Source organism: Isoptericola luteus, from assembly GCF_020297055.1.
In the GTDB taxonomy this organism is placed as follows: domain Bacteria; phylum Actinomycetota; class Actinomycetes; order Actinomycetales; family Cellulomonadaceae; genus Isoptericola; species Isoptericola luteus.
The window spans coordinates 95,087-119,373 of the sequence record NZ_JAIXCQ010000002.1; the positions used below are offsets into that span (position 1 = coordinate 95,087).

20 protein-coding genes are annotated in these 24,287 nt (G+C 73.9%); 12 read left to right on the forward strand and 8 right to left on the reverse strand.

Going from position 1 to position 24,287, the window contains the following annotated elements:
• Nucleotides 1–20: 20 nt before the first annotated feature.
• Both LEP48_RS03510 and LEP48_RS03515 read right to left on the reverse strand, forming a co-directional pair.
• Nucleotides 21–1,607 (reverse strand): hypothetical protein, encoded by a 1,587-nt coding sequence (locus LEP48_RS03510; RefSeq protein WP_225564201.1) that lies wholly within the window; start codon nucleotides 1,605–1,607, stop codon nucleotides 21–23.
• Nucleotides 1,577–2,380 (reverse strand): ABC transporter ATP-binding protein, encoded by an 804-nt coding sequence (locus tag LEP48_RS03515; RefSeq protein ID WP_225564202.1) that lies wholly within the window; start codon nucleotides 2,378–2,380, stop codon nucleotides 1,577–1,579. The genes LEP48_RS03510 and LEP48_RS03515 overlap by 31 nt, the downstream gene beginning before the upstream one ends.
• Nucleotides 2,381–2,501: 121 nt before the next feature.
• Between LEP48_RS03515 and LEP48_RS03520 the strand changes: the two genes are divergently transcribed.
• Nucleotides 2,502–4,100, forward strand: coding sequence for a DNA recombination protein RmuC (locus tag LEP48_RS03520; RefSeq protein ID WP_225564203.1), 1,599 nt, complete (start codon nucleotides 2,502–2,504; stop codon nucleotides 4,098–4,100).
• Nucleotides 4,101–4,157: 57 nt separating this feature from the next.
• Here LEP48_RS03520 and LEP48_RS03525 read toward each other — a convergent pair whose 3' ends face one another.
• Nucleotides 4,158–5,213, reverse strand: coding sequence for a 4-hydroxy-3-methylbut-2-enyl diphosphate reductase (locus tag LEP48_RS03525; protein WP_225564204.1), 1,056 nt, complete (start codon nucleotides 5,211–5,213; stop codon nucleotides 4,158–4,160).
• Between the two features lie 66 nt (nucleotides 5,214–5,279).
• On the opposite strand from LEP48_RS03525, the gene xseA reads away from it, so the two are divergent.
• Nucleotides 5,280–6,587 carry an exodeoxyribonuclease VII large subunit gene (gene xseA / locus LEP48_RS03530; RefSeq protein ID WP_422723797.1) on the forward strand — a complete coding sequence of 436 codons (1,308 nt, stop codon included), beginning with the start codon at nucleotides 5,280–5,282 and terminating at the stop codon, nucleotides 6,585–6,587.
• On the opposite strand, the gene LEP48_RS03535 is transcribed toward xseA, so the two are convergent.
• Nucleotides 6,553–7,533 (reverse strand): helix-turn-helix transcriptional regulator, encoded by a 981-nt coding sequence (locus LEP48_RS03535; protein WP_225564206.1) that lies wholly within the window; start codon nucleotides 7,531–7,533, stop codon nucleotides 6,553–6,555. The genes xseA and LEP48_RS03535 overlap by 35 nt on opposite strands.
• A 61-nt stretch (nucleotides 7,534–7,594) precedes the next feature.
• Between LEP48_RS03535 and LEP48_RS03540 the strand changes: the two genes are divergently transcribed.
• Nucleotides 7,595–8,734, forward strand: a complete 1,140-nt coding sequence (locus LEP48_RS03540; protein ID WP_225564207.1) for an epoxide hydrolase family protein — start codon at nucleotides 7,595–7,597, stop codon at nucleotides 8,732–8,734.
• Nucleotides 8,735–8,800: 66 nt separating this feature from the next.
• Here LEP48_RS03540 and LEP48_RS03545 read toward each other — a convergent pair whose 3' ends face one another.
• A complete protein-coding gene (locus LEP48_RS03545; RefSeq protein WP_225564208.1) occupies nucleotides 8,801–10,420 on the reverse strand; it encodes an ATP-binding cassette domain-containing protein in 1,620 nt (539 codons plus the stop codon).
• 145 nt (nucleotides 10,421–10,565) lie between these two features.
• Between LEP48_RS03545 and LEP48_RS03550 the strand changes: the two genes are divergently transcribed.
• The 4 genes from LEP48_RS03550 to LEP48_RS03565 all read left to right on the forward strand — a co-directional run bounded on the left by LEP48_RS03550 (nucleotide 10,566) and on the right by LEP48_RS03565 (nucleotide 14,008).
• Nucleotides 10,566–10,859: an exodeoxyribonuclease VII small subunit gene (locus tag LEP48_RS03550; RefSeq protein WP_225564209.1), complete on the forward strand. Its 294-nt coding sequence runs from the start codon at nucleotides 10,566–10,568 to the stop codon at nucleotides 10,857–10,859.
• Nucleotides 10,856–11,842, forward strand: coding sequence for a carbohydrate kinase family protein (locus LEP48_RS03555; protein ID WP_225564210.1), 987 nt, complete (start codon nucleotides 10,856–10,858; stop codon nucleotides 11,840–11,842). Before LEP48_RS03550 ends, LEP48_RS03555 begins: the two co-directional genes overlap by 4 nt.
• Nucleotides 11,839–12,471: a carbonic anhydrase gene (locus LEP48_RS03560; RefSeq protein ID WP_225564211.1), complete on the forward strand. Its 633-nt coding sequence runs from the start codon at nucleotides 11,839–11,841 to the stop codon at nucleotides 12,469–12,471. The genes LEP48_RS03555 and LEP48_RS03560 overlap by 4 nt, the downstream gene beginning before the upstream one ends.
• A 94-nt stretch (nucleotides 12,472–12,565) precedes the next feature.
• A complete protein-coding gene (locus LEP48_RS03565; RefSeq protein ID WP_225564212.1) occupies nucleotides 12,566–14,008 on the forward strand; it encodes a class II fumarate hydratase in 1,443 nt (480 codons plus the stop codon).
• 312 nt (nucleotides 14,009–14,320) lie between these two features.
• Here LEP48_RS03565 and LEP48_RS03570 read toward each other — a convergent pair whose 3' ends face one another.
• Nucleotides 14,321–15,694, reverse strand: a complete 1,374-nt coding sequence (locus tag LEP48_RS03570) for an RNA 5'-3' helicase PhoH2 (RefSeq protein WP_225564213.1) — start codon at nucleotides 15,692–15,694, stop codon at nucleotides 14,321–14,323.
• 252 nt (nucleotides 15,695–15,946) lie between these two features.
• On the opposite strand from LEP48_RS03570, the gene LEP48_RS03575 reads away from it, so the two are divergent.
• The gene (locus LEP48_RS03575; protein ID WP_225564214.1) at nucleotides 15,947–16,501 is read left to right on the forward strand and encodes a DUF1697 domain-containing protein; all 555 of its coding nucleotides are present in this window, start codon (nucleotides 15,947–15,949) and stop codon (nucleotides 16,499–16,501) included.
• Between the two features lie 237 nt (nucleotides 16,502–16,738).
• The gene (gene nhaA / locus LEP48_RS03580; RefSeq protein ID WP_308009960.1) at nucleotides 16,739–17,938 is read left to right on the forward strand and encodes a Na+/H+ antiporter NhaA; all 1,200 of its coding nucleotides are present in this window, start codon (nucleotides 16,739–16,741) and stop codon (nucleotides 17,936–17,938) included.
• Here nhaA and LEP48_RS03585 read toward each other — a convergent pair.
• Both LEP48_RS03585 and LEP48_RS03590 read right to left on the reverse strand, forming a co-directional pair.
• Nucleotides 17,904–18,659 (reverse strand): DedA family protein, encoded by a 756-nt coding sequence (locus LEP48_RS03585; RefSeq protein ID WP_225564215.1) that lies wholly within the window; start codon nucleotides 18,657–18,659, stop codon nucleotides 17,904–17,906. The two genes, nhaA and LEP48_RS03585, sit on opposite strands and share 35 nt — an antisense overlap.
• A gap of 142 nt (nucleotides 18,660–18,801) precedes the next feature.
• Nucleotides 18,802–20,313 carry a helix-turn-helix domain-containing protein gene (locus LEP48_RS03590; RefSeq protein ID WP_225564216.1) on the reverse strand — a complete coding sequence of 504 codons (1,512 nt, stop codon included), beginning with the start codon at nucleotides 20,311–20,313 and terminating at the stop codon, nucleotides 18,802–18,804.
• Nucleotides 20,314–20,474: 161 nt separating this feature from the next.
• On the opposite strand from LEP48_RS03590, the gene aceA reads away from it, so the two are divergent.
• From aceA to LEP48_RS03605, 3 genes are all read left to right on the forward strand, one after another.
• The gene (gene aceA, locus LEP48_RS03595; protein ID WP_225564217.1) at nucleotides 20,475–21,794 is read left to right on the forward strand and encodes an isocitrate lyase; all 1,320 of its coding nucleotides are present in this window, start codon (nucleotides 20,475–20,477) and stop codon (nucleotides 21,792–21,794) included.
• Nucleotides 21,795–21,848: 54 nt separating this feature from the next.
• Nucleotides 21,849–23,570 (forward strand): malate synthase A, encoded by a 1,722-nt coding sequence (gene aceB, locus LEP48_RS03600; RefSeq protein WP_225564218.1) that lies wholly within the window; start codon nucleotides 21,849–21,851, stop codon nucleotides 23,568–23,570.
• Between the two features lie 269 nt (nucleotides 23,571–23,839).
• A complete protein-coding gene (locus LEP48_RS03605; RefSeq protein ID WP_225564219.1) occupies nucleotides 23,840–24,286 on the forward strand; it encodes a hypothetical protein in 447 nt (148 codons plus the stop codon).
• The last annotated feature ends 1 nt before the right edge of the window (nucleotide 24,287 follow it).

A 24,287-nucleotide genomic window follows, 5' to 3' on the forward strand; every position in this document is an offset into this window, starting at 1 on the left:
CCCTGGGGGTCGCGCGCCCGTCAGCGGAAGGCCATGACCTGCTGGAGCAGCTCGGGACGGCGACGGTCGACCGTCCGCGCACCCCATCGCACGCCACCCACGAGCACGACGCCGCCCAAGACGATCCCGACGGCGAGCGCCACCCAGCCCACGGCCGGCAGGCCCGTCACGATCGCCACGATCCCCAGCACCAGCGTGGGCAGGCTGAGCGCGAGCATGAGCCCCATCGCCGCGAACTGGGCCACCATCGTCGCGACCGTCGCCCCCTGCGGCGTCTTGAACGGGCTCTCCCCCGGCTTGGGCACGGGGTACACGAACCGCGCCGACGCCGCGCTCGAGATGCCGACCGAGGTGGTCAGTGCGCCCGCGGAGATCCCCAGCAGAGCCGGCAGGGCGTCCCAGCGCTCGGCGACCGCGCAGCCCACCAGGGCGAACGCGACCACGATCGGGGTGCCGGCCACCAGCACGGGCAGCGCACGCCCCCACCGGTCCGCACGGCCCGGGACGCCGATGGCGACGTGCAGCGCGAACGCCGTGTTGTCGTACCCGACGTCGTTCGAGATGCCGAAGCCGAGGACCCACGCGACCAGCGGCGCGACCAGGAGCATGAGGAAACTCGTCCCGGCGCCCGCGTTGACGCCGGTCACATACATCACCACGGGGAGCAGGGGCACGACGGCGATGGACGCCGCGTACCGCGGGTCCCGGAGCCAGTAGGTGGCGCTGCGGGCCGCCACCGCACCGGTCGGCGTGGCGGGCAGGCGGGAGAACCAGCCCAGGCCCTTGCCGGCGCCCGCCGTCTCCCCGCCCGGGGGCGTCACGAGCGCCCGGGCCAGCGCCCGGTCCCAGACGGTCCACAGGACGGCGAGCGTCGCGAGGACGACGGCGAGCCGGGCCGCCAGCAGCCCCCACGCGCCGTCGTGCACCGCCGAGCCGAGCGCCCATGGCGCGCCGAACGGGGTCCACGCGACGACCCTCGCCAGCGGCTCGACCGCCTCGCCGACCGAGTCCGGGCCGATCGAGAAGGTGCTCGTCAGCGAGCCGATCGCGGGCCCGAGAAGCACGAGCGGCACCACCGCGACGATCGCGAGCACCTCGCGGTACCGGCGCGAGCCCAGCAGCGGCGCCAGGAGCGTCGTCGTCGCGCGCGAGCCGACGATGCACAGCGCCACCGCGACGAGCGCACCGGCCAGCGCCGCGAGCAGGGCGAGCGGCTCTCGCCACCACGCGAAGGACACCCCGAGCCCGCCGAGCAGCGTCACCGCTCCGGGCACCGACACCACGCCCGCGGCCGCGAGACCGGCCAGCAGCCGACGCCGGGGGATGGCGAACGTGACGAAGCGCTGCGGGTCGAGGGTCGCGTCGACGCCGTAGGCGAACAGCGGCACCACCCACCAGCCGAGGACGACGAGCGCCCCGGCGAGGGTCAGCACCTGGCCGGTCGTGACCGGGTCGGTCGTGCCGCCCAGCACGGCCGCGGCCACCACCATCACGATGATGCCGAGCCCGTACACCGAGGCCAGTGCCATCCCGATCGTCTGCCACACGCTCCGTCGGAACGTGTTGCCGAGCAGGGTCAGCTTGAGGCGGACGAGCTGCGCAACCACGACAGTCCTTCCGACTCGCGACGGCCACCGACGAGCTCCACGAAGCGGTCCTCGAGGCTCTGCTCGCCCCGGACCTGGTCCACGGTGCCCGCCGCGAGCACGTGGCCGCCGGCGATGACCGCGACGTGCGAGCACATGCGCTGCACCAGGTCCATCACGTGGCTGGAGACGACCACGGTGCCGCCGCCGTCCACGTACCCGCGCAGGATGTCGCGGATGTTCGCGGCCGAGACCGGGTCGACCGCCTCGAACGGCTCGTCGAGCACGAGCACGCGCGGCGCGTGGATCATCGCGGACGCGAGCGCGATCTTCTTGGTCATACCCGCCGAGTAGTCGACGACGAACGTGTCGGCGTCGCCGACCAGGTCCATCGCGGCGAGCAGGTCGGCGGTGCGCTCGGCGACGACGTCGCGGTCCATGCCCCGCAGCAGGCCCGCGTAGGTGAGCAGCTGCGCGCCCGTGAGCCTGTCGAAGAGCCGGACGCCGTCCGGCAGCACGCCGAGCATGGCCTTGGCCTCGTCCGGGTGCGCCCACAGGTCCGTGCCGAGCACGTGCGCCGCACCGAAGTCGGGGCGCAGCAGGCCGGTCGCCATCGACAGGGACGTCGTCTTGCCGGCGCCGTTGGGCCCGACGAGGCCGAAGAACGAGCCCGAGGGCACGTCGAGGTCCACGCCCGCGACGGCGATCTTCTCCCCGAACCGCTTCCACAGGCCGCGCAGGCTGAGCGCCGCGGAGAGGTCGGGAGGTGGTGGTGGGGCTGCGGGATCGGTCACGGCGGCAACCCTACCCAGAACACCCTTCAGGACGGGCGCGCTGCGCGGTTCCGCGGCGCGGTTCCCGGGTGCCCGGCGCGGTCCCTCGGCGGTGTCGGTGCCGCATGAAAGCCTGTGGCGCATGACGACCGCTCTGTTCTCGCTCGGTGCCCTGGCCGTCGGTGTGCTCCTGGGCTGGCTCTGGCACGCGAACCGCGCCGCGCGGGGCCGGCGGTCCGAGGAGGTCGAGCTGGTGCGCACGCACGGGGAGCTCGAGGCGGCGCGCCGCGACCTGGCCGACCTGCGCGGCCGCCTGGAGCGCGCGGCGGACGACGGCGAGCGCCGGGCCGCCGCCGAGCGCGAGCAGGCCGCCCGGGAGCTCGCACGGATGCGCGAGGACGCCGACCGGCGGGTCGTCGAGGCGCGCGAGCAGGGCGACCGGCTGCTGTCCCAGGTACGCGCGGACCTCGAGCGGCAGCTGGCCGAGGCCAAGGGTGACCAGGAGGCGGCGGCGCAGCGCTTCACCGCGCTCGCGAACGAGGTGCTCGCGAAGAACCAGACGCAGTTCCTCGACCTCGCGAACGAGCGGCTCCAGCGCAGCACGCAGAAGCACGACGAGACGTTGGCCCAGCGCGAGCAGGCCATCCGCGCCCTCCTCGACCCGATGAGCAAGACCCTCGACAAGGTCCACGCCCGCGTGGACACCGCCGAGCAGTCGCGCCTGCAGGGTCACACGGCCCTCACCGAGCAGCTGCGCCAGCTCGAGGCGGTCAACTCCCAGCTCCGCGTCGGCACCAGCGACCTGGTCTCGGCCCTGCGCTCCAACCAGACCCGCGGCGTGTGGGGCGAGCTCCAGCTGCGCCGCGTCGTCGAGTCCGCCGGGATGATGGACCACGTCGACTTCGAGGTGCAGGCGCACCGCACTACGGCCGAGGGCGACGTGCTGATCCCCGACCTCGTGGTCAACCTCTCCGGCGGCAAGCACGTCGTCGTCGACGCGAAGGTGCCGCTGAGCGCGTACCTGCGGGCCCAGCAGTCCGCTGCTCCGGGAGAGGCGGACAAGGAGCTCGACGCCCACGCGAGGGACCTGGCCAAGCACGTGGACGTGCTCGCCGGCAAGGCGTACTGGTCGCAGTTCGACTCGGCGCCCGAGTTCGTGGTGCTGTTCGTGCCCGCCGAGCCGATCCTCGCGGCCGCGGTCGAGCACCAGCCCGACCTGCTCGAGACCGCCATCCGCAAGCGGGTGCTCGTGGCCACGCCGATGACGCTGGTCGCCATGCTGCGCACCGTGGCCTACGCCTGGCAGCAGGACGCGATCGCCGAGGACGCGCAGCGCGTGCTGCAGACCGGCAAGGAGCTGTACGCCCGCATCGTCACCATGACCAAGAGCATCACCAGGCTCGGCCAGTCGATGACGACGGCGACCAAGCACTACAACGCGTTCATCGGGTCGCTCGAGACGCGCGTGCTCCCGCAGGCGCGTCGCATGGTCGAGCTCAAGGTCGTGGACGCCGGGCAGGCGATCGAGCCCCTCAAGGCGGTCGAGGACACGACGCGTGCCGTCACGAAGCCCGAGCTGCTCGCCGTCGAGGAAGGTCTGGTCGTCGACCTCGGCACGCTCTCCCTCGACGGCGACCGGGACGACTCGGTCGAGTCGCTCGTGGACGCCGCGCAGCGCGACCTCGAGCGCGCCGACCGTGCTGACCGAGCGGACGGCAAGGGCGAGTCCGCCGCGGGCTGAGCACGGTGGCGCGGCCGGGGGCCGCCGGGGCCGAACCAGCCCCGACCTGGGTGGGGCTCAGACAGGCTGGACCGGCAGCTGGGTGCGGCTCTCGCGCCGCGGGCGCTTGGCGTCCTGCCCGGAGGCCTTGAGGCCGGCCCGCAGCTCGCGCGGCAGGGAGAACATGAGGTCCTCCGTGGCGGTGCGCACCTCCTCGACGGTACCGAAGCCGTGCCGGTCGAGGTGCCGGATCACGTCCTCGACGAGGATCTCCGGGACCGAGGCCCCCGAGGTCACGCCGACCGTCCGAGCGCCCTCGAGCCACGCGTCCTCGATCTCGGTGGCGCGGTCGACGCGGTAGGACGTGCGGGCGCCCGCCTGGAGCGCCACCTCGACCAGCCGTACGGAGTTCGACGAGTTCGCCGACCCGACGACGATGACGACGTCGCAGTCGGGGGCGAGCTTCTTCACGGCGACCTGACGGTTCTGCGTGGCGTAGCAGATGTCGTCGCTCGGCGGGTCCTGCAGCTCGGGGAACTTCTCGCGCAGCCGGCGGACCGTCTCCATGGTCTCGTCGACCGAGAGGGTGGTCTGCGAGATCCACACGATCTTGGCCGGGTCCCGCACCACGACGTCGTCGACGTCGTCGGGGGAGTTCACGACCTGCACGTGGTCGGGCGCCTCGCCCGCGGTACCCTCGACCTCCTCGTGCCCGGTGTGGCCGATGAGGAGGATGTCGTAGTCGTCCTTCGCGAAGCGGACGGCCTCCTTGTGCACCTTCGTCACCAGCGGGCAGGTCGCGTCGATGGTGTCGAGGCTCCGCGCGGCGGCCGCCTCCCGCACCGCCGGCGAGACGCCGTGCGCGGAGAACACGAGGCGGGCGCCGGTGGGCACCTCGTCCGTCTCCTCGACGAAGATCGCGCCGCGGTCGCGGAGCGTCTCCACGACGTGCTTGTTGTGCACGATCTCCTTGCGCACGTACACGGGAGCGCCGTAGGTCTCCAGCGCCTTCTCGACCGCGACGACGGCGCGGTCGACGCCGGCGCAGTAGCCGCGCGGCGCGGCGAGCAGCACCCGCTTGGCGGGTGGCTCGGTCGTCAGGGTGCTCGTGGGGTCCGGAACGGTCGAAGTCACGCCCACAGTCTAGGTGGGCGCATGTGGACGACCTGTGACGGCGAGTCGTGGTCGGTGGCGTGCGGCATGCTGGACCGGGTGACCGACCTGCACCACGCCCGCGCCGACGGCGACCCGACCGGTCCGGCGCCCCTGCCCGCCCTCGCGCGCGACACCACCGCCGAGCGTCCGTGGCCGGTGCGGCTGCTGTCGGAGAAGATCCGTGACTACGTCGCCCGGATGTCTCCCGTCTGGGTCGAGGGCCAGGTCGTCGAGCACACCTACCGCGGCCGGTCCGGCATGCAGTTCCTCACCCTGCGCGACACCGACGTCGAGGCGTCGCTGCCCGTGCACATGCTCACCCGGGCGTTCGACGGCATCGCCCGCAAGCCCGAGTCCGGCGACCACGTCGTCGTCCAGGCGAAGCCCGAGTTCTGGGTCAAGACCGGCCGGATGTCGATGCGCGCCACCGCGATCCGCCAGGTGGGCGTCGGCGAGCTGCTCGCCCGCGTCGACCAGCTGCGCCGGGTGCTCGCCGCGGAGGGCCTGTTCGACGCCGAGCGCAAGCGGCCCCTGCCGTTCCTGCCCGCCGTGGTCGGCCTCGTCTGCGGGCGCGAGTCCAAGGCGGAGCACGACGTCGTCGTCAACGCCCGGGCCCGCTGGCCACGGGTGCGGTTCGAGATCCGTGAGGTCGCCGTGCAGGGCATGAACGCGGTGCGCGAGGTGAGTGCGGCGATCGCCGAGCTCGACGCCCGCCCGGACGTCGACGTCCTGGTCGTGGCACGCGGCGGCGGGTCGGTGGAGGACCTGCTGCCCTTCAGCAACGAGGCACTGGTGCGCGTCGCCGCAGGGTGCACCACTCCCCTGGTCAGCGCCATCGGCCACGAGACGGACGCCCCGCTGCTCGACCTGGTCGCCGACTACCGGGCGTCGACGCCCACCGATGCCGCCAAGCGGATCGTGCCCGACGTCGCCGAGGAGCGGGCGCGCCTGACCCAGACACGCCAGCGCATGCGCGCCGCGGTCCGGGCGCGCGTGGACCGCGAGCAGCACGGGCTCGACGCCCTCCGGTCGCGGCCGGTCCTGGCGCACCCGCAGACCGTCGTCGATGTCCGCGAGCGGGAGGTCGGGCAGCACGTGCGGCACGCCCGCCACCTGCTGGACGCCGCCCTGCTGCGCGCGTCGGGCGAGGTCGGGCGGCTCGGAGCACAGGTGCGGGCGCTGTCGCCCGCGTCCACGCTCGAGCGCGGCTACGCCGTCGTCCAGCGCGCCGACGGGCAGGTGGTGCGGGCCGCCGGCGACGTCACGGCGGGGGACGCCCTGCGCGTGCGGCTCGCCGACGGCACCCTCGAGGCCGAGGTCAGGGCGACGTCGGCGGAGGCGTCGGTGGCGTAGCGCCGGCCGCACGCCGGAACCGCTCGGCCAGGCGGTCGAACGCCGCGGCCAGCTCGGCGCCCTCGAGCACCTCGACGTCGGCGCCGAGCTGCGCGACCCAGAGCGCGAGCCGGTCGGGGTCGTCGGAGCCCACCTCGACCCGGCACGCGGACGGGCCCACCTCCTCGACCGCGAGCGGCCCGCCGACCTTGGCGACGACGTCCGCGGCGGGCGCGTGCACGAGGATGCGGGCGCGGTACCGCCAGCTCGCCGACCGCACGCTGCCGACGATGTGCTCCACGACCGAGTCCTCCGGGATCTCCCGGCGCGGGAACCGGGCTCCGGTCGGCGGGCGCGGCACCATCCGGTCGACCCGGAAGACCCGCCAGTCGTCCCTGCCCAGGTCCCACGCGAGCAGGTACCAGCGCGTGCCCCACCGCACCACGCGGGCCGGCTCGACGTGCCGGGTGGACTCGGTGCCGTCGTGCGCGGTGTACCCGAACCGGAGCCGCTCCGCGGCCCGGACGGCCGCGGCGACGGCGCTGAGCACCCTGAGGTCGAGGTCAGCACCGGCGGCTGTGACCACGCTGGTGGCCTCCCGCACCGCCTCGACCCGCCGTCGCAGCCTGGTCGGGAGCACCTGCTCGAGCTTGGCGAGCGCCGTGAGGGACGTCTCCCCCGCGCCCACCCCCTGCGTCGCGACGACGCCGAGCCCGACGCCGACCGCCACGGCCTCGTCGTCGTCGAGCACGAGCGGCGGCATCGCCGTACCGGCGGCGAGCCGGTAGCCGCCCGAGACGCCCGGGCGTGCCTGGACGGGGTAGTCCAGCGAGCGCAGGCGGGCGATGTCGGCGCGGACGGTCCGCGTGCTCACCCCGAGCCGGTCGGCGAGCTCCGCGCTGGTCCAGTCCCGCCGGAGCTGCAGCAGCGACAGCAGGTGCAGGAGCCGGGCCGAGGTCTCGATCACGACCCCACGATGTCACCCATTGCGGAACCTCCTCTTCCGCATGGGGTGGGAGCGTGGAGTCATGACCGAGAACACCGCACTCACCCCCTTCCGCATCGCCGTCCCCCAGGCCGACGTCGACGACCTGCGCGACCGGTTGGCGCGCACGCGCCGGCCGCTCCCCGTGCCCGGCCGCGACGACCGCGCGGACTACAGCCGCGGCATCCCGGCGCCCGCCCTGCGCGAGCTCGCCGAGCACTGGCACGGTCTCGACTGGCGCGCCCAGGAGGCCGCGCTCAACCGGTTCGAGCAGGTCACGACCGTCGTCGACGGCCAGACCTTCCACGTGATGCACGTGCGCTCCGACCGCCCCGACGCCACGCCCCTGCTGCTGTGCCACGGGTGGCCGGGCTCGTTCGTCGAGTACCAGCGGCTCGTCCCGCTGCTGACCGACGCCTTCCACCTGGTGGTGCCGTCCCTGCCGGGGTTCGGGTTCTCGACGCCCCTGTCCGGCACCGGCTGGGAGGTCGCGCGCACCACCGGCGCGTACGCCGAGATCATGACGCGCCTCGGCTACGAGCGGTTCGGGGTGCATGGCACCGACATCGGCGCGGGCGTGGCGGGTCGGCTCGCCGCCCTCCACCCGCAGCGCGTGATCGGTACGCACGTCGGCAGCGACGGGCGGTCGCTCGGCATGGTCGGCGACCAGTTCCCCTTCCCCGACGGCCTGACGGACGACGAGGTCGCCGAGATCGAGCGGGTCCGGTCGCTGGACGCCGCCGAGCGCGGCTACTACGAGATGCAGAACCACCGGCCGGAGACGATCGGCCCCGCCCTGACGGACTCGCCGGTGGGCCAGCTCGCCTGGATCGCCGAGAAGTTCCAGACGTGGACGAACCCCGCCCGCGCGACGCCGGACGCGTCGGTCGACCGCGACCAGCTGCTGACGAACGTCAGCCTGTACTGGTTCACCCGCAGCGGCGCGTCGAGCGCGCAGTTCTACTACGAGGCGTCGCACTCCGGGCTGCAGTGGATGTCGGCGGCCGACGTCCCGTCGGCGTGGTCCGTGTTCGACACGCACCCGCTGATGGCGAAGGTCTTCAACGCCTGGGGTGCCGTCGACCAGTGGGTCGAGCACTCCGAGGGCGGGCACTTCCCCGCGATGGAGGAGCCGGAGCTGCTGGCGGCCGACCTGCGCGCCTTCTTCGACGGCCGGGAGTGACCGGTGCCAGGACAGGCGGCCGGGGCGCCCGCGCGGGCTGCCCCGGCCGCCGGCCGCTGCGGACGGTCAGCGCGCGCGGGCGACGCGGCCCTCGTCCCAGACCGGCTCGGAGGTCTCGCGCACCTCGCCGTCGGCCCCGAAGACGAGGAACCGGTCGAACGAGCGGGCGAACCACCGGTCGTGCGTGACGGCGACGACCGTGCCGTCGAACGCCTCCAGCCCGTCCTGCAGGGCCTCGGCGCTGGCGAGGTCGAGGTTGTCCGTCGGCTCGTCGAGCAGCAGGGCGGTGCACCCCGCGAGCTCGAGCAGCAGGATCTGGAACCGCGCCTGCTGCCCGCCCGAGAGCCGGTCGAACGACCGGTCCGCGGCGACGGTGAGCTCGTAGCGACGCAGCACGGACATCGCGGCGCTGCGGTCCTTGGCGTGGTCCTCCCACAGGATGTCGGCGAGGGTGCGGCCCAGCAGCTCGGGGTGCGCGTGGGTCTGAGCGAACATGCCGGGCACCACGCGCGCCCCGAGGCGCCACCCGCCCGTGTGCGCGACGTCGCCGCCGCCGAGCAGCCGCAGGAAGTGCGACTTGCCGGACCCGTTCGACCCGAGCACCGCGACCCGCTCGCCGTAGAAGACCTCGAGGTCGAACGGCTTCATCAGGCCGGTGAGCTCGAGCCCCTCGCACGTCAGGGCACGCACCCCGGTGCGCCCGCCGCGCAGCCGCATGCGGATGTCCTGGTCGCGCGGCGGCTCCGGCGGGGGCCCCGCCTCGGTGAACTTGCGCAGGCGGGTCTGCGCGGCCGAGTACCGGGAGGCCATCTTGGGGCTGTTCGCCGCCGCCTGCCGCAGGTCCAGCACGAGGCGCCTGAGCTGGGCGTGCTTCTCGTCCCAGCGCCGGCGCAGCTCGTCGAACCGGGCGAACCGTTCGCGGCGTGCGTCGTGGAACGTGGCGAACGAGCCGCCGTGCACCCACGCGTCCGTGCCGCTGGGGCCGATCTCCAGGGCGACGATGCGGCCCGCCGACCGCGCCAGCAACTCGCGGTCGTGCGAGACGAACAGGACCGTCTTGCGGGTCGCGCTCAGCTGCTCCTCGAGCCAGCGCTTGCCCGGCACGTCGAGGTAGTTGTCGGGCTCGTCGAGCAGCAGCACCTCGTCGGTGCCGCGCAGGAGCACCTCCAGCACCAGCCGCTTCTGCTCTCCGCCGGAGAGGGTCCGCACGTCGCGCCAGCGGGCCTTCTCGTACTCCACGCCCAGGGCCGCGGTGGTGCACACGTCCCAGAGGGTCTCGACCTCGTAGCCCTGCACCTCCGACCAGTCCGACAGCGCCTGGGCGTAGCACATCTGGGCGGGCTCGTCGTCGACCTCCATGATCGCGAGCTCGGCGGCGTCGAGCGCCCGCGCGGCGTCCCTGATCCGTGGGGGCGCGACGGCGACCAGCAGGTCGCGCACGGTGCTCTCGTCGCGCACCGAGCCGACGAACTGCGGCATGACGCCGAGCCCGCCGGTGACGACGACGGTGCCAGCCTGCGGCGTCAGCTCGCCGGACAGCAGGCGCAGCAGCGTCGTCTTGCCCGCACCGTTCGGCCCGACCAGGGCGGTGATGCTGCCCTCGGGCACGCGGAAGGAGACGTCGTCGAGCAGCGTGCGTCCGTCCGGCAGCACGTGCTCCACGTGCCCGACCTCGAGGTGTCCCATGGTGGGCAGGGTCTCCCGCGACGACGCACCAGGGCAAGCGAGTTTCGGCGCGCCACCGGGTCGCCGCCTCGGCGTCCCCGGCGTCCGGACGTCGGCTGGCGGACACCTCGGCGCGGTGTCGCACCGATGAGGTTGACTGTCCCCCGTGACCGAGGAGCGAAGCACCGACACCCCCGTGGACGTCGCCACGCTGACCTACGAGCAGGCTCGCGACGAGCTCGTGCACGTGGTCGCGCGGCTCGAGGCCGGCGGCGAGCCGCTCGAGTCGTCGCTGGCCCTGTGGGAGCGCGGCGAGGCCCTGGCCGCACGCTGCCAGGAGTGGCTGGACGGGGCTCGCGAGCGCCTCGCCGCCGCGCAGGCCCCCCGGGTGGCGCCGGGCTCCGCCGGTGACGGCGACACTCCCGACGCCGCCCCCGACAACGTCGAGGACGGCGCATGAGCGGCCACGTGCTGGCCGTCGGCGAGGCGCTCGTCGACGTGGTGCACCGTCCCGACGGGACGAGCGCGGAGCACCCGGGCGGCAGCCTGGCGAACGTCGCACTGACGCTGGGGCGTCTGGGGCGCGACGTCCGGCTGGCGACCTGGCTCGGCGCCGACGCCCGCGGCGACGCCGTCCGCTCGTGGCTCGGGGAGTCCCACGTCGAGGCCGCCCCGGGCAGCGACGGCGCCGCGCGCACGAGCGTGGCCCAGGCGACCCTCGACGCCTCCGGTGCGGCGACCTACGAGTTCGACCTCGAGTGGCGGGTGCCGGCGGGCGTGGCCACCGATGCCGGGACCCTCGCCGTGCACACCGGCTCGATCGCCGCCGTCCTCGAACCGGGCGCGACCGACGTGCGCCGCCTGGTCGAGGCAGCCCGCGCGACGTCGACGATCACGTACGACCCCAACGCCCGCCCGGCGCTCATGGGCGACGCCGCCGACGCCCGGCCGCGGATCGAGGAGCTCGTCGCGCTGGCCGACGTCGTCAAGGTGAGCGACGAGGACCTCGCCTGGCTCGTGCCGGGCGCCGACCCGCTCGACGCCGCCCGGGCCTGGCTGCGCTCTGGTCCCGCGATCGTGGTGGTGACGTGCGGCGGCTCCGGCGCGACGGCGCTCACGGAGGCCGGCGAGGTCACCGTCGCGGCCCCCGCGGTGGACGTCGTCGACACCGTCGGCGCCGGCGACTCGTTCATGGGCGCGCTGCTGGACTGGCTGTGGGGCGCCGGGCTGCTGGGCGCCGCCCGGCGCGACGCGCTGCGCGGCATCGACCGCGACGCGACCGCCCGGATGCTCACCCGGGCAGCGGCCGTCGCTGCCGTCACCGTGTCCCGCGCCGGGGCGAACCCGCCCTGGCCGCCCGACCTCCCGCACCCCGCCCACGCCACCGGACCGGCCACGATCCCCGCGCCGGCCACGCGCCCGTCGACCGAGGAGACCGCATGACCCCCGCCGAGGCCTGGGCGCGCCTGCGCGCCGGCAACGACCGGTTCGTCCGGAACGAGCCAGAGCACCCCGACCAGGACGCCGTCCGCCGCACCGAGCTACGCACCGTGCAGCACCCGCACACGGTGATCTTCGGCTGCTCGGACTCCCGCGTGGCGGCGGAGATCATCTTCGACCAGGGGCTGGGCGACGTCTTCGTGGTCCGCACGGCGGGTCACGTCGTCGACACGACCGTCATCGGGTCGATCGAGTACGGGACGGAGCTGCTGAGCACGCCGCTGATCGTGGTGCTCGGGCACGACTCGTGCGGGGCCGTCGCCGCGACCGCGCACACGCTGGCCACCGGCGAGCAGCCGCCCGGCTTCGTCCGCGCCGTCGTCGACAAGGTGATCCCGTCGATCACGTCGATCACGAGCCGCCAGGGGATGCAGGAGCCCTTCGACGTCGACGTGCTGCGCACGGAGCACGTCAAGCACACCGTCGCGATGCTGCCCGGGTACTCCGCGGCGCTCGCCCAGGGCATCGCCGAGGGCCGCATCGCCATCGTGGGCGTCGAGTACGACCTGGACGACGGCAGCGCGCGGCTCGTGGAGGTCGCGGGCGACGTCGGCGAGGAGCCCTTGCGCTGACGCGGCAGGGTGCCGGCCCCACGCGGCACGCTGCCCGCCTCACAGTGACCGGGCTCACGACGGCACCGCCGCGCGGGTGCGGCACGATAGAGGCATGACTTCCGACAACGCCGTCCCCACCGCCGGCGCGCCCGGCGCGAGCGAGACCGAGTACCGCATCGAGCACGACACGATGGGTGAGGTGCGCGTCCCGGCGCACGCCCTGTACCGAGCGCAGACCCAGCGTGCCGTCGAGAACTTCCCCATCTCCGGGACCCCGCTCGAGCGCGGGCACATCGAGGCGCTCGCCCGGGTGAAGAAGGCGGCCGCACGCGCGAACGCCGAGCTGGGCGTGCTCGACCAGGACGTCGCGGACGCGATCGTCGCCGCCGCGGACGAGGTCGCCTCCGGCGTCCACGACGCGCACTTCCCGATCGACGTCTACCAGACGGGCTCCGGGACGTCGTCGAACATGAACACGAACGAGGTGCTCGCGACGCTCGCCACCCGCTCGCTGGGCAAGGACGTGCACCCGAACGACCACGTCAACGCGTCGCAGTCCTCGAACGACGTGTTCCCGACGTCGGTGCACGTGGCCGCCACGGCGGGCACCACGGGCGACCTGATCCCCGGGCTGGCGCACCTCGCCGAGGCGCTGGAGGCCAAGGCCGCCGAGTTCGCCACGGTCGTGAAGTCCGGGCGCACGCACCTCATGGACGCCACCCCCGTGACGCTCGGCCAGGAGTTCGGCGGCTACGCCGCCGCGATCCGCTACGGCATCGAGCGCCTGGAGTCGGCGCTCCCCCGCGCGGCCGAGGTGCCGCTCGGCGGCACGGCCGTCGGCACCGGCATCAACACCCCGGCGGGCTTCCCCCAGCGGGTCATCGAGCTGCTGCGCGAGGACACGGGCCTGCCGCTGCGCGAGGCGCGGGACCACTTCGAGGCGCAGTCGGCCCGCGACGGCCTCGTCGAGCTCAGCGGCGCGCTGCGCACGATCGCCGTGTCGCTCACGAAGATCTGCAACGACATCCGCTGGATGGGCTCGGGCCCGAACACGGGCCTGGGCGAGATCGCGATCCCCGACCTGCAGCCGGGCAGCTCGATCATGCCGGGCAAGGTCAACCCGGTGATCCCGGAGGCCGTGCTCATGGTCGCGGCGCGTGTCGTGGGCAACGACGCCACGGTCGCCTGGGCGGGCGCGAGCGGCTCGTTCGAGCTCAACGTGCAGATCCCGGTCATCGCGCAGGGCGTGCTGGAGTCCATCCGCCTGCTCGCCAACGCGTCCCGCGTGCTCGCGGACAAGACGGTGGCCGGCATCACGGCCAACGTCGACCGCGCGCGGGCGTTCGCGGAGTCCTCGCCGTCGATCGTCACGCCGCTCAACCGCGTCATCGGCTACGAGGCCGCGGCGAAGGTCGCCAAGCACTCGGTCAAGGAGGGCCTCACGGTCCGCGAGGCCGTCGTCGCGCTCGGCTTCGTCGAGCGCGGCGAGGTCACCGAGGGTCAGCTCGACCAGGCCCTCGACGTCCTGAAGATGACGAAGCCTCCGACGGCCTGACCGTCCGGTCCGTCCGCCTGGCGGCGTCTCGTCCGCGACGACGCCAGGCGGACGTGTTTGGTAAGGCTAACCTCACCTGTTAGTGTCGCCGGTACGCGGGAGGCGCGTCGCCGAGTGCACGGGGCTGGGGGGTTCCACCGAGGACGGCGCGCCTCCGGCGGTACGCCGCGGTCAAGAGCACCGAGCACCGAGCACGGACACCGCGCCGACGCCGCGCACGGACCGCCGGAGGCCGCGCCGGGCCGTCCACGCCGGAGCACCGGCGGTCGGGCCCGACGGCGACCGCCGGGCCCGACCGCCGGTACGGCCGCGTCAGATCTCGAGCGACTCCAGCATCTCCGTCACGAGCGCGGCGACGGGCGACCGCTCGGACCGGGTCAGCGTCACGTGCGCGAACAGCGGGTGGCCCTTCATCGCCTCGATCACGGCGGCGACGCCGTCGTGACGCCCCACCCGGAGGTTGTCGCGCTGCGCGACGTCGTGCGTGAGCACCACGCGCGACCCCTGGCCGATGCGCGAGAGCACGGTGAGCAGCACGTTGCGCTCGAGCGACTGTGCCTCGTCGACGATGACGAACGCGTCGTGCAGCGAGCGACCGCGGATGTGCGTCAGCGGCAGCACCTCGAGCATCTCCCGGTCGATCACCTCGTCGACGACCTCGGACGAGACGAGCGCCCCCAGCGTGTCGTACACGGCCTGTGCCCAGGGGTTCATCTTCTCGGACTCGGACCCGGGCAGGTACCCCAGCTCCTGGCCGCCGACCGCGTACAGGGGGCGGAACACGATCACCCTGCGGTGCTGACGACGCTCGAGCACCGACTCCAGCCCGGCACACAGCGCGAGCGCGGACTTCCCGGTGCCCGCCCGCCCGCCGAGGGAGACGATGCCGATCTCGGGGTCGAGGAGCAGGTCGATCGCGATCCGCTGCTCGGCCGAGCGGCCGTGCACGCCGAACACGTCCTGGTCGCCGCGCACGAGCCGGACCTTCTTGTCCGCGGTGACCCTGCCCAGGGCCGAGCCGCGCGGCGAGTGCACGACCAGGCCCGTGTGGCACAGCAGCGGCGACGCGGCCTCGACCACCGCCGGGTCGAGCGCGGCCAGCTCGACCTCCCCGCCCTCGTAGAGCTCGCCCACCTGCTCGTCGGCGACATCGATCTCACGCATGCCCGTCCACCCGGAGTCGACGGCGAGCTCGTGCCGGAACTCCTCCGCCCGCAACCCCACGGCGGACGCCTTGACCCGCATCGGCAGGTCCTTGGAGACGACCGTGACGTCGCGGCCCTCGCCGGCGAGGTTGGCCGCCACCGCCAGGATCCGCGTGTCGTTGTCGCCGAGGCGGAAGCCGGCGGGCAGCACCTGCGGGTCGGTGTGGTTGAGCTCGACACGCAGCGTCCCGCCGTCCTGGCCGATCGGGATCGGGGCGTCGAGCCGACCGTGCTGGACCCGCAGGTCGTCGAGCATCCGCAGCGCGCTGCGGGCGAAGTACCCCAGCTCGGCGTGGTGGCGCTTGGCCTCCAGCTCCGTCACGACGACGACGGGCAGGACGACGTCGTGCTCGGCGAACCGGTAGATCGCCCGGGGGTCGGAGAGCAGCACCGACGTGTCGACGACGAACGTACGGCAGGTCTCGGCGCCGGACGGCGTCGGGGACGCGGCGGTGTCAGGGGTGGGTGCGGTGTGGGCCACGGCGTGCTCCAGGCTCGTGGGTGGGCGGACGACCGGCCCGGGGCGCCGTACGACGCAGGGCCGGTGCCGGCCCTCCTGCACGGAGCATGAACCCCACGGCTGGCCTCCCCCGGGACGGCTGGTTGCCGTCCCTGTCTCGCAAACTACGACGGCGCTCTCCCGGCGGTCGGACGTGGCGCGGCGGGTCGGCAGATGTTCACCTGACGTTCGCGGGGGGTGCGCCCGCGGGTCGAAGAGAGGCAGCATGGGTGGATGGCCCGCACCATCTACGTCGTCCTCCTCCGGGGGGTGAACCTCGGCGCCCACCGGCGCGTGACGTCCGCCCAGCTCCGCGAGGCCGCCGTCGCCGCGGGGCTCGCTGACCCGCGGACCCACGCGAACAGCGGGAACCTCGTCGCCGTCGCGCCCGAGCGGGACGACGACGTCGCTGCACGCGTCACCGCCGCACTCACCGAGGTCACCGAGAGCGAGGTGCCGGCCGTCGCCCTCACCGCGCGACGGTGGGACGCCGTCGTGCGGGCGAACCCGTTCCCCCGTGCCGCGCGCGACGACCCGGCCCGCCTGCAGGTGCACGTGGGCCCCGCGCCCGTCGACGCGGCCGGCATCGCGCGGTTCGACCTGGGCAACCGGGGCCGTGAGCTGTTCGCCGTCGCCGAGGGGGTCCTGTACGTGCGCTACGTGGACGGCATCGGGACGTCGCGCGTGACGCCTGCGCAGCTCGACCGTGCCGCCGGCACCTGGACCACCGGGCGCAACTGGAACACGGTGACGCGCCTGGCGACGATGGCTCGTGCGCCCGCGCCGTGAGGGGGCGGGGCCGCCGCGTGCCATGAGCGCGGGCGCACCGCCCGCCGGTATCGTGTCCCGCGGTGAGCCGGGAAGTCTGGTCGGTGGTACCGGCTGCGACGCCGGTCCTCGATCGACCCCCGACCGGACAGGAGCACCACCCTGAGCACCGACGACACGACCCTCACCCCCGGGCACCGCCTGCGGCGGTTCGTCTCCCGCGAGACGACGGGCGGCGCCCTCCTCATCGGCGCCGCGGTGCTGGCGCTCCTCCTGGCGAACTCGCCGTGGCGCCAGTGGTACCTCGACCTGTCCGAGACCGTCGTCGGGATCTCGTCCATCGGCCCCCTGCAGGTCCACCTCGACCTCACGGTGGCCGAGTGGGCGGCGGACGGCCTGCTCGCGGTCTTCTTCTTCGTCGTCGGGATCGAGCTCAAGCACGAGTTCGTCGCGGGCAGCCTCCGCAGCCCCAAGGAGGCGGGAGTCCCCATCCTCGCCGCGGTGGGCGGCATGGCCGTCCCGGCCGTCATCTACGCCGTCGTCGTGACGACGATGGGCGACCCGAGCGCGCTGGAGGGATGGGCGATCCCCACCGCGACCGACATCGCGTTCGCGCTCGCCGTGCTCGCCGTCTTCGGCAAGGGCCTGCCGATCGCCATCCGTACGTTCCTGCTGACCCTGGCGGTGGTCGACGACCTGCTCGCGATCATCGTGATCGCCGTCTTCTACACCGACGAGCTCCACTTCGCGTACCTCGGCGCCGCGCTCGTGGCCGTCGCCCTGTTCGGGTGGCACGTCCGTTCCCGCACGCCGCGGTGGTGGCTGCTGATCCCCCTGTTCGTGGTGGCGTGGGCGCTGATGCACGCGTCCGGCGTGCACGCGACCGTCGCGGGCGTGCTCATGGGCTTCACCGTGGCCGCGCGGCCTGCGCACGGGGAGGCCGCGCCCCGGACGCAGCGCTACGAACATGCCGTCAAGCCGTGGTCGCAGGGTCTCGCGCTGCCCCTGTTCGCGTTCTTCGCCGCGGGCGTCGACCTCATGGACGGCGGCGGCGTGGTCGAGATCATGGGGCAGCCGGTCGTCCCGGCGATCGTGGCCGGACTCGTCGTCGGCAAGGTCGTGGGCGTCCTGGGCACGACGGCGCTCGTCACCCGCCTGACTCCGTTGCGGCTCGCGCAGGGCATCGGCGTACGCGACCTGCTGCCGATCGCCCTGCTGGCCGGCATCGGCTTCACCGTCTCGCTGCTCGTCGCCGAGCTGTCGTTCGGCCACGGGTCCGAGCACACCTTGGGCGCCAAGGCCGCGATCCTCCTGGCCTCCGTGCTGGCGGCAGTCCTCGGCGCGCTGATGCTGCGCTGGGACGCGCGTCAGGCGCGCTCGTCCGACATGAACCGCGACGACCTGGAGGACAACGTCACCGAGTTCATCGGGGACGAGAGCGACCGCCAGGCGCACTGAGGTCACAGACCCGGAGGTCGCTCCCGCCGGGGTGGACGACGCCGGCGAGGGCCGGCCCCGGGAGCGGCCCCCGGTCCGGCGCGGCCGGTGCGGCTCGCCGCCGTCGGCGAGCGCCCCAGACGCTCACGGCACGGTCGACGACGAGGCCCACGACCGTCCCGACCGCCACCCCGACGGCGACGGCGAGCAGGGGGCGGTCACCGAGCTGGTCCGCGGCCAGCACCCCGAGGAGCACCGACCAGAGCGACCACGCGACCGAGGCCGCCGCGGACAGGACCATGAAGCGGCGGCGCGAGAAGCCGACCGTCCCCGCCGTGACGTTGACCGCCATCCTGCCGACGGGCACGAACCGGGCGCCGAGCACCACCGACGCACCGCGCCGCTCGAACGACCGGACGGCCCACGCCACGGCCCGGCGGCCACGCGCGCCGCGAAGGAACGGCATCCGTGAGGCTCCCACCGCCCGCCCGAGCGAGAAGGCGAGCTGGTCCCCGCACCAGGCGCCGAGCGCCGCGACGAGGACCACCCAGCCCAGACCCGGCCCGCCGCCCGTCTGGGCGCCCACCGCGAGCATGATGATCACCGTCTCGCCCGGCACCGGCGGGAAGAACCCGTCGCCCGCCGTCGCCACGAACAGCGCGGGCAACGCCCAGACGGAGGAGACGAGCGCGAAGAGCGCGGCCTCGAGCTCGGCCCAGCCGGCGGCGATCGTCTCGAACATGACTTCCACCCTGGGTCGTGCGCGGCCTCACGACCATCAGGTGTCCCCCCGATTCGACCCCGGGAAAACCCGACCATCCCCCGAGACCTGCCCCTTCGCGCCTCAGCACGTGCCCTGCGCCGAGGCGCAGGGCGGGACGGCGTCAGGAGTCGCCGGGGGCGTGGCGCTCCAGGAACTCGTAGACCTCGGTCGTGTCGACGCCGGGGAACGCGCCGGACGGCATCGCCGCGAGCATGGACGCGTGCGGGCGCGCGCTGGGGAACGCCTGCCCCGCCCACCGCTCGGCGAGGGGGCGTGCGGGCTGGCGGCAGCACGCGTCGTCGGGGCAGCGGGAGGTGGCGCGGGCCGTCGTCTCCCGGCCGAGGAACCACTTGACCTGCGCGTACGGGACCCCGACGCTCACGGAGAACCGCCCGTCTGCCGTGTCGGTGACCCGCGACGTGCACCAGTACGTGCCCGTCGGGGTGTCGGTGTACTGGTAGTACGGGCTGAGCCGGTCGGTGATGCCGAACACGACGCGAGCCGTCCAGTTGCGGCACACGTGCTGGCCCTCGACGGTGCCGAGCGGGTCGGCCGGGAACCGGACGCCGTCGTTCTCGTACGCCTTGTGGATCGCCCCCGACTCGTGGACCTTCATGAAGTGCACCCCGATACCGAGGTGCCGCGTCGCCAGGTTCGTGAACCGGTGGGACACCGTCTCGTACGACACGGCGAACGCGTCGCGGAGGTCCTCCAGCGAGATGGCGCGCGCCTCCTTCGCCTCGCGCAGGTGCTTCACCGCGTCCCGCTCCGGGACCAGCAGCGCCGCGCACAGGTAGTTCGCCTCGACCCGCTGGCGCAGGAACTCGCGGTAGTCCCCCGGCTCGGAGTGCTCGAGCACGTGCGAGGCCAGCGCCTGCAGCAGCGCGGACCGCGCGTCGGAGCGGCCGCGGATCCCGTTGCTGGGCAGGTAGACGCGCCGGTGCCGCTGGTCGATCACGGCCCGCGTCGAGTGCGGCAGGTCCGGCTCGTAGTGGATGGAGAAGCCCAGGTGCGCGGCCAGCTCCCCCACCGCGCGCTGCGGCAGCGGCCCACGGGTGTGCCCGACGTCGTCCAGCAGCCGGCGGGCCACGACCTCGAGATCGGGGAAGTAGTTGTCCTGCGCGCGCATGTCGGCCCGCAGCTCGGTGTTCGCCCGCCGCGCCTCCTCCGGCGTCAGCGCCCGCTCCGAGTGGAGCCGCTCGAGCTCGTGCTGCAGCGCGACGATGGCCTCGAGGGCGTCGCTGGGCAGCGACTTCCCGACGCGCACCGCGCTCACCCCCAGCGCGGAGAAGAGCGGTCCTCTTTGCACCCGCTCCAGCTCGATCTCCAGCGCGTCGCGACGCGACGGCGCCTCCGGGGAGAGCAGGTCCTCCACGCTCGCGCCGAGCGCGCGCGCCACCGCCTGGAGGCGCGCGATGGTCGGCTCGCGCTTGCCGTTCTCGAGCATCGAGACCTGCGACGGCGCGCGCCCGATCGCTGCTCCCAGCTCCTCCAGGGTCATCCCGCGCCGGGTGCGCAGGTGCCGTACCCGGCGGCCGATCGTGAGCGCGTCGGGCTCGGCGTCGAGCGGGATGGTGGTGCCCGCGGCGCCGGCGTTCCTGGTACCCGGGGCTGCTGAGGTCGAGAAGGCCATGGTCGAGGGTGACATGCGCCACGCCTTCCGTCCAGGAGAAGAACCGTGAAACTTCTACGCAGATTCGCTGGCCGAGCCGGTGCGGGGCACGCCAGAGTCGTCATCACGACAGACGTTCCACCGCGATCCCCCCGGGTCGCCACGACCGAGAGGCAGCTCCCATGACCGCCACCCTGGAGCCCCAGTCCACCCAGACCGCCCGCACCGGCGACCAGACCCAGACGGCCGCCGAGCTCGCCGAGCGGTGGGCCTCCGACCCGCGCTGGGCCGGCATCGAGCGGAGCTTCACCGCGGACGACGTCGTGGCGCTGCGTGGTTCCGTCGCCGAGGAGCACACCCTCGCGCGTCGTGGCGCCGAGCGCCTGTGGCGCCAGCTGCACACCGAGGACTACATCAACGCGCTCGGCGCGCTGACCGGCAACCAGGCGGTGCAGCAGGTCAAGGCAGGCCTGCAGGCCATCTACCTGTCCGGCTGGCAGGTCGCGGGCGACGCGAACCTCGCGGGCCAGACCTACCCGGACCAGTCGCTCTACCCGGCCAACTCGGTGCCGGCCGTCGTGCGCCGCATCAACAACGCCCTGCTGCGCGCCGATCAGATCGACGTGTCGGAGAACGGCACCCCCACCCGCGACTGGGTGGCGCCGATCGTGGCGGACGCCGAGGCCGGCTTCGGCGGTCCCCTCAACGCGTACGAGCTGATGAAGTCCATGATCACCTCCGGCGCCGCGGGCGTGCACTGGGAGGACCAGCTCGCCAGCGAGAAGAAGTGCGGCCACCTGGGCGGCAAGGTGCTCATCCCGACGCAGCAGCACGTGCGCACGCTCAACGCCGCGCGTCTCGCGGCCGACGTCGCCGACGTGCCGTCGGTCGTGATCGCCCGCACCGACGCCGAGGCCGCCACCCTGATCACGTCCGACGTCGACGAGCGCGACCGTGAGTTCCTCACCGGCGGCCGCACCGGCGAGGGCTTCTACGAGGTCCGCAACGGCATCGAGCCCTGCATCTCGCGCGCCAAGGCCTACGCGCCGTACGCCGACCTCATCTGGATGGAGACCGGCACGCCCGACCTCGAGCTCGCGCGCCGGTTCGCCGAGGCCGTCAAGGCCGACTACCCGGACCAGATGCTGGCCTACAACTGCTCGCCGTCGTTCAACTGGAAGAAGCACCTGGACGACGAGACGATCGCGAAGTTCCAGCGCGAGCTCGGCGCCATGGGGTTCAAGTTCCAGTTCATCACCCTCGCCGGGTTCCACGCCCTGAACTACTCGATGTTCGACCTCGCCCACGGGTACGCCCGCGAGCAGATGTCGGCGTACGTGCGGCTGCAGGAGGCCGAGTTCGCCGCCGAGGACCGCGGCTACACCGCGACCAAGCACCAGCGAGAGGTGGGCACCGGGTACTTCGACCGCGTGTCCACGGCGCTCAACCCCGACGCCGCCACCCTCGCCCTCGCCGGCTCCACCGAGGCCGCCCAGTTCTGACCCCCGCGAGACAGAGCCCTTCTCCATCTCGCGGAAGACCGCCGGAGGTACGCCATGACCACGCTTGCTCCCCCCACCACCCGTCGCACCACCGACACGCCGCTGGCCGACACGGCCGCAGGCCCCGCCACCTGGGGCTCCGAGTCCCTCGCCGAGGGCAGCGTCACCCTCTCCGCACCGGTCGGTGAGCGCGACGAGGAGATCCTCACCCCGCAGGCGCTGGCGTTCCTGGCGATGCTGCACGACCGCTTCGCCGACGACCGCACGGCCCTCCTGCTCGAGCGTCAGCGCCGGATGCGGCGGATCGCCGACGGCGAGGACCCGGACTTCAACCCGGCCACGAGGCCCGTCCGCGACGACCCGTCGTGGCGGGTGGCGGGGTCGGCCGGGGCACCGGGGCTCGAGGACCGGCGGGTCGAGATCACCGGCCCGACGGACCCGAAGATGACGATCAACGCGCTCAACTCAGGGGCCCGCTGCTGGCTGGCGGACGCCGAGGACGCGCAGGCGCCCACCTGGCGCAACGTCGTCGAGGGCCAGCTCGCGCTGCACGACGCGATCCGGGGCGAGCTGACGTTCACGAACGACGCCGGCAAGCGGTACGACCTGCGCTCGGACAAGATCGCGGAGCTCCCGACGATCGTGTTCCGGCCGCGCGGCTGGCACCTGTTCGAGTCGCACCTGGCCTACACCGGCCCGGACGGCTCGACGCAGCCGGCGTCGGGCACGCTCGTGGACTTCGGGCTGTACCTGTTCCACAACGCGGCCGAGCTGATCGCCCGCGGGCGCGGGCCGTACTTCTACCTGCCCAAGCTCGAGGGGTACCGCGAGGCGCGGCTGTGGAACGAGGTCTTCTCGGCGGCGCAGGAAGCGCTCGGCATCCCCCTCGGCACCATCCGGGCGACGGTGCTCATCGAGACCCTGCCGGCCGCGTTCGAGATGGAGGAGATCCTCTACGAGCTGCGCGACCACTGCGCGGGCCTCAACGCGGGGCGCTGGGACTACCTGTTCAGCATCATCAAGTGCTTCCGCACCCGGGGCGAGTCCTACGTGCTGCCGGACCGCGGGCAGGTGACGATGACCGCGCCGTTCATGCGGGCCTACACCGAGCTGCTCGTGGCGACGTGCCACCGCCGCGGGGCGCACGCCATCGGCGGGATGAGCGCGTTCATCCCCGACCGCCGCAATCCGGAGGTCACCGAGCGCGCCGTCGCCCAGGTGTGGGCCGACAAGACGCGCGAGGCGAACGACGGCTTCGACGGCACCTGGGTGGCGCACCCGGATCTCATCGAGGTGGCCCGCGGCGCCTTCGACGAGGTGCTCGGCGAGGCCCCGAACCAGGTGTCCCGGCTGCGTGACGACGTCACCGTGGGTCAGGCGGAGCTGCTCGACGTCGCCTCCGCGCGGCGTGCCGGCGCGACGGTGACCGGCGCCGGGCTGCGCACCAACATCTCCGTGGGCGTGCGTTACATCGAGTCCTGGCTGCGCGGCGGGGGCGCCGCCGCCATCGACCACCTCATGGAGGACGCCGCGACGGCGGAGATCTCCCGCTCGCAGGTGTGGCAGTGGATCAACGCGGGGACCACCACCGACGACGGCGAGCCCATCACACGAGAGCGGTGCGAGGCGGTGCTGCGGTCCGTCGTCGTGGAGCTGCCGCGGTTCGGCGGCGACCGGTACGCCGACGCCGTCGCGCTGTTCCGCGAGGTGGCGCTCGGCGAGGAGTTCCCGCCGTTCCTCACCACCGGCGCGTACGCCCGCTACCTCGCGGCCTGACCGGCTCCCCGCCCGCGCCGGCCCCACCCACCGTCGGGGGGGGGGGGGGGGGGGGGGGGGGGGGGGGGGGGGGGGGGGGGGCCGGGGGGCGCCGGCGCGCGCCCCGCGCCCCGGGGCGCGGGGGGGGGGGGCCCCCCCCCCGCCCCCCCCCCCCCCCCCCCCCCCCCCCCGCCCCCCCCCGACGCGGGTGCATTCTCGGGCGGGGGCTGTGGATGAGCGCGGCGGCACGACGGCGATGTGCGGCAGGGTGTTGAGGCATGAACAGAGGCATGGACACGCTCACCGAACCGTTCCACCCGGGCGACCACGTCGCCGACGACGCCGAGCTCCTCGAGCTCGCCACGTTCCTCGCCGGGGGTGTCGCCGCACGACGTCGCTGCCTGACCCTCACGTGGCTCGACGCCGACGACCGCCTGCTCGGCCTGGTCATGCCCGTCTCGGACCTCCCCGTCGCACCCGAACCCTCGACGCTCCCCGGCCTCGGTGGACTGATGGGTGCGGTCCTCGCGGAGAACGCGCCCGGCGGCAGCGTCGTCGCCGTCCTGGAGCGACCCGGCGACCCGGCGATCAACGCCGGCGACCGGGCCTGGAACGCCGCGCTGCGCGCGCAGGACGACGCCCGGGTGCGAGGCGTGTTCGTGGCCGCCGGCGGCGCGGTGCGCCCCCTGACCCTCGACGACGCCTACGACGCCGGCGACGCCCCTGACGCCCCGTGAC

What these genes read in the sequence shown, in the direction of transcription:
- LEP48_RS03560 (WP_225564211.1), top strand. Translation starts at nt 11,839, where the DNA reads ATGACCCCCGCCGAGGCCTGGGCGCGCCTGCGCGCCGGCAACGACCGG.
- LEP48_RS03545 (WP_225564208.1), bottom strand. Translation starts at nt 10,420, where the DNA reads ATGGGACACCTCGAGGTCGGGCACGTGGAGCACGTGCTGCCGGACGGA.
- LEP48_RS03590 (WP_225564216.1), bottom strand. Translation starts at nt 20,313, where the DNA reads ATGGCCTTCTCGACCTCAGCAGCCCCGGGTACCAGGAACGCCGGCGCC.
- LEP48_RS03585 (WP_225564215.1), bottom strand. Translation starts at nt 18,659, where the DNA reads ATGTTCGAGACGATCGCCGCCGGCTGGGCCGAGCTCGAGGCCGCGCTC.
- aceA (WP_225564217.1), top strand. Translation starts at nt 20,475, where the DNA reads ATGACCGCCACCCTGGAGCCCCAGTCCACCCAGACCGCCCGCACCGGC.
- xseA (WP_422723797.1), top strand. Translation starts at nt 5,280, where the DNA reads ATGCTGGACCGGGTGACCGACCTGCACCACGCCCGCGCCGACGGCGAC.
- LEP48_RS03540 (WP_225564207.1), top strand. Translation starts at nt 7,595, where the DNA reads ATGACCGAGAACACCGCACTCACCCCCTTCCGCATCGCCGTCCCCCAG.
- LEP48_RS03605 (WP_225564219.1), top strand. Translation starts at nt 23,840, where the DNA reads ATGGACACGCTCACCGAACCGTTCCACCCGGGCGACCACGTCGCCGAC.
- aceB (WP_225564218.1), top strand. Translation starts at nt 21,849, where the DNA reads ATGACCACGCTTGCTCCCCCCACCACCCGTCGCACCACCGACACGCCG.
- LEP48_RS03565 (WP_225564212.1), top strand. Translation starts at nt 12,566, where the DNA reads ATGACTTCCGACAACGCCGTCCCCACCGCCGGCGCGCCCGGCGCGAGC.
- LEP48_RS03555 (WP_225564210.1), top strand. Translation starts at nt 10,856, where the DNA reads ATGAGCGGCCACGTGCTGGCCGTCGGCGAGGCGCTCGTCGACGTGGTG.
- LEP48_RS03520 (WP_225564203.1), top strand. Translation starts at nt 2,502, where the DNA reads ATGACGACCGCTCTGTTCTCGCTCGGTGCCCTGGCCGTCGGTGTGCTC.
- LEP48_RS03575 (WP_225564214.1), top strand. Translation starts at nt 15,947, where the DNA reads ATGGCCCGCACCATCTACGTCGTCCTCCTCCGGGGGGTGAACCTCGGC.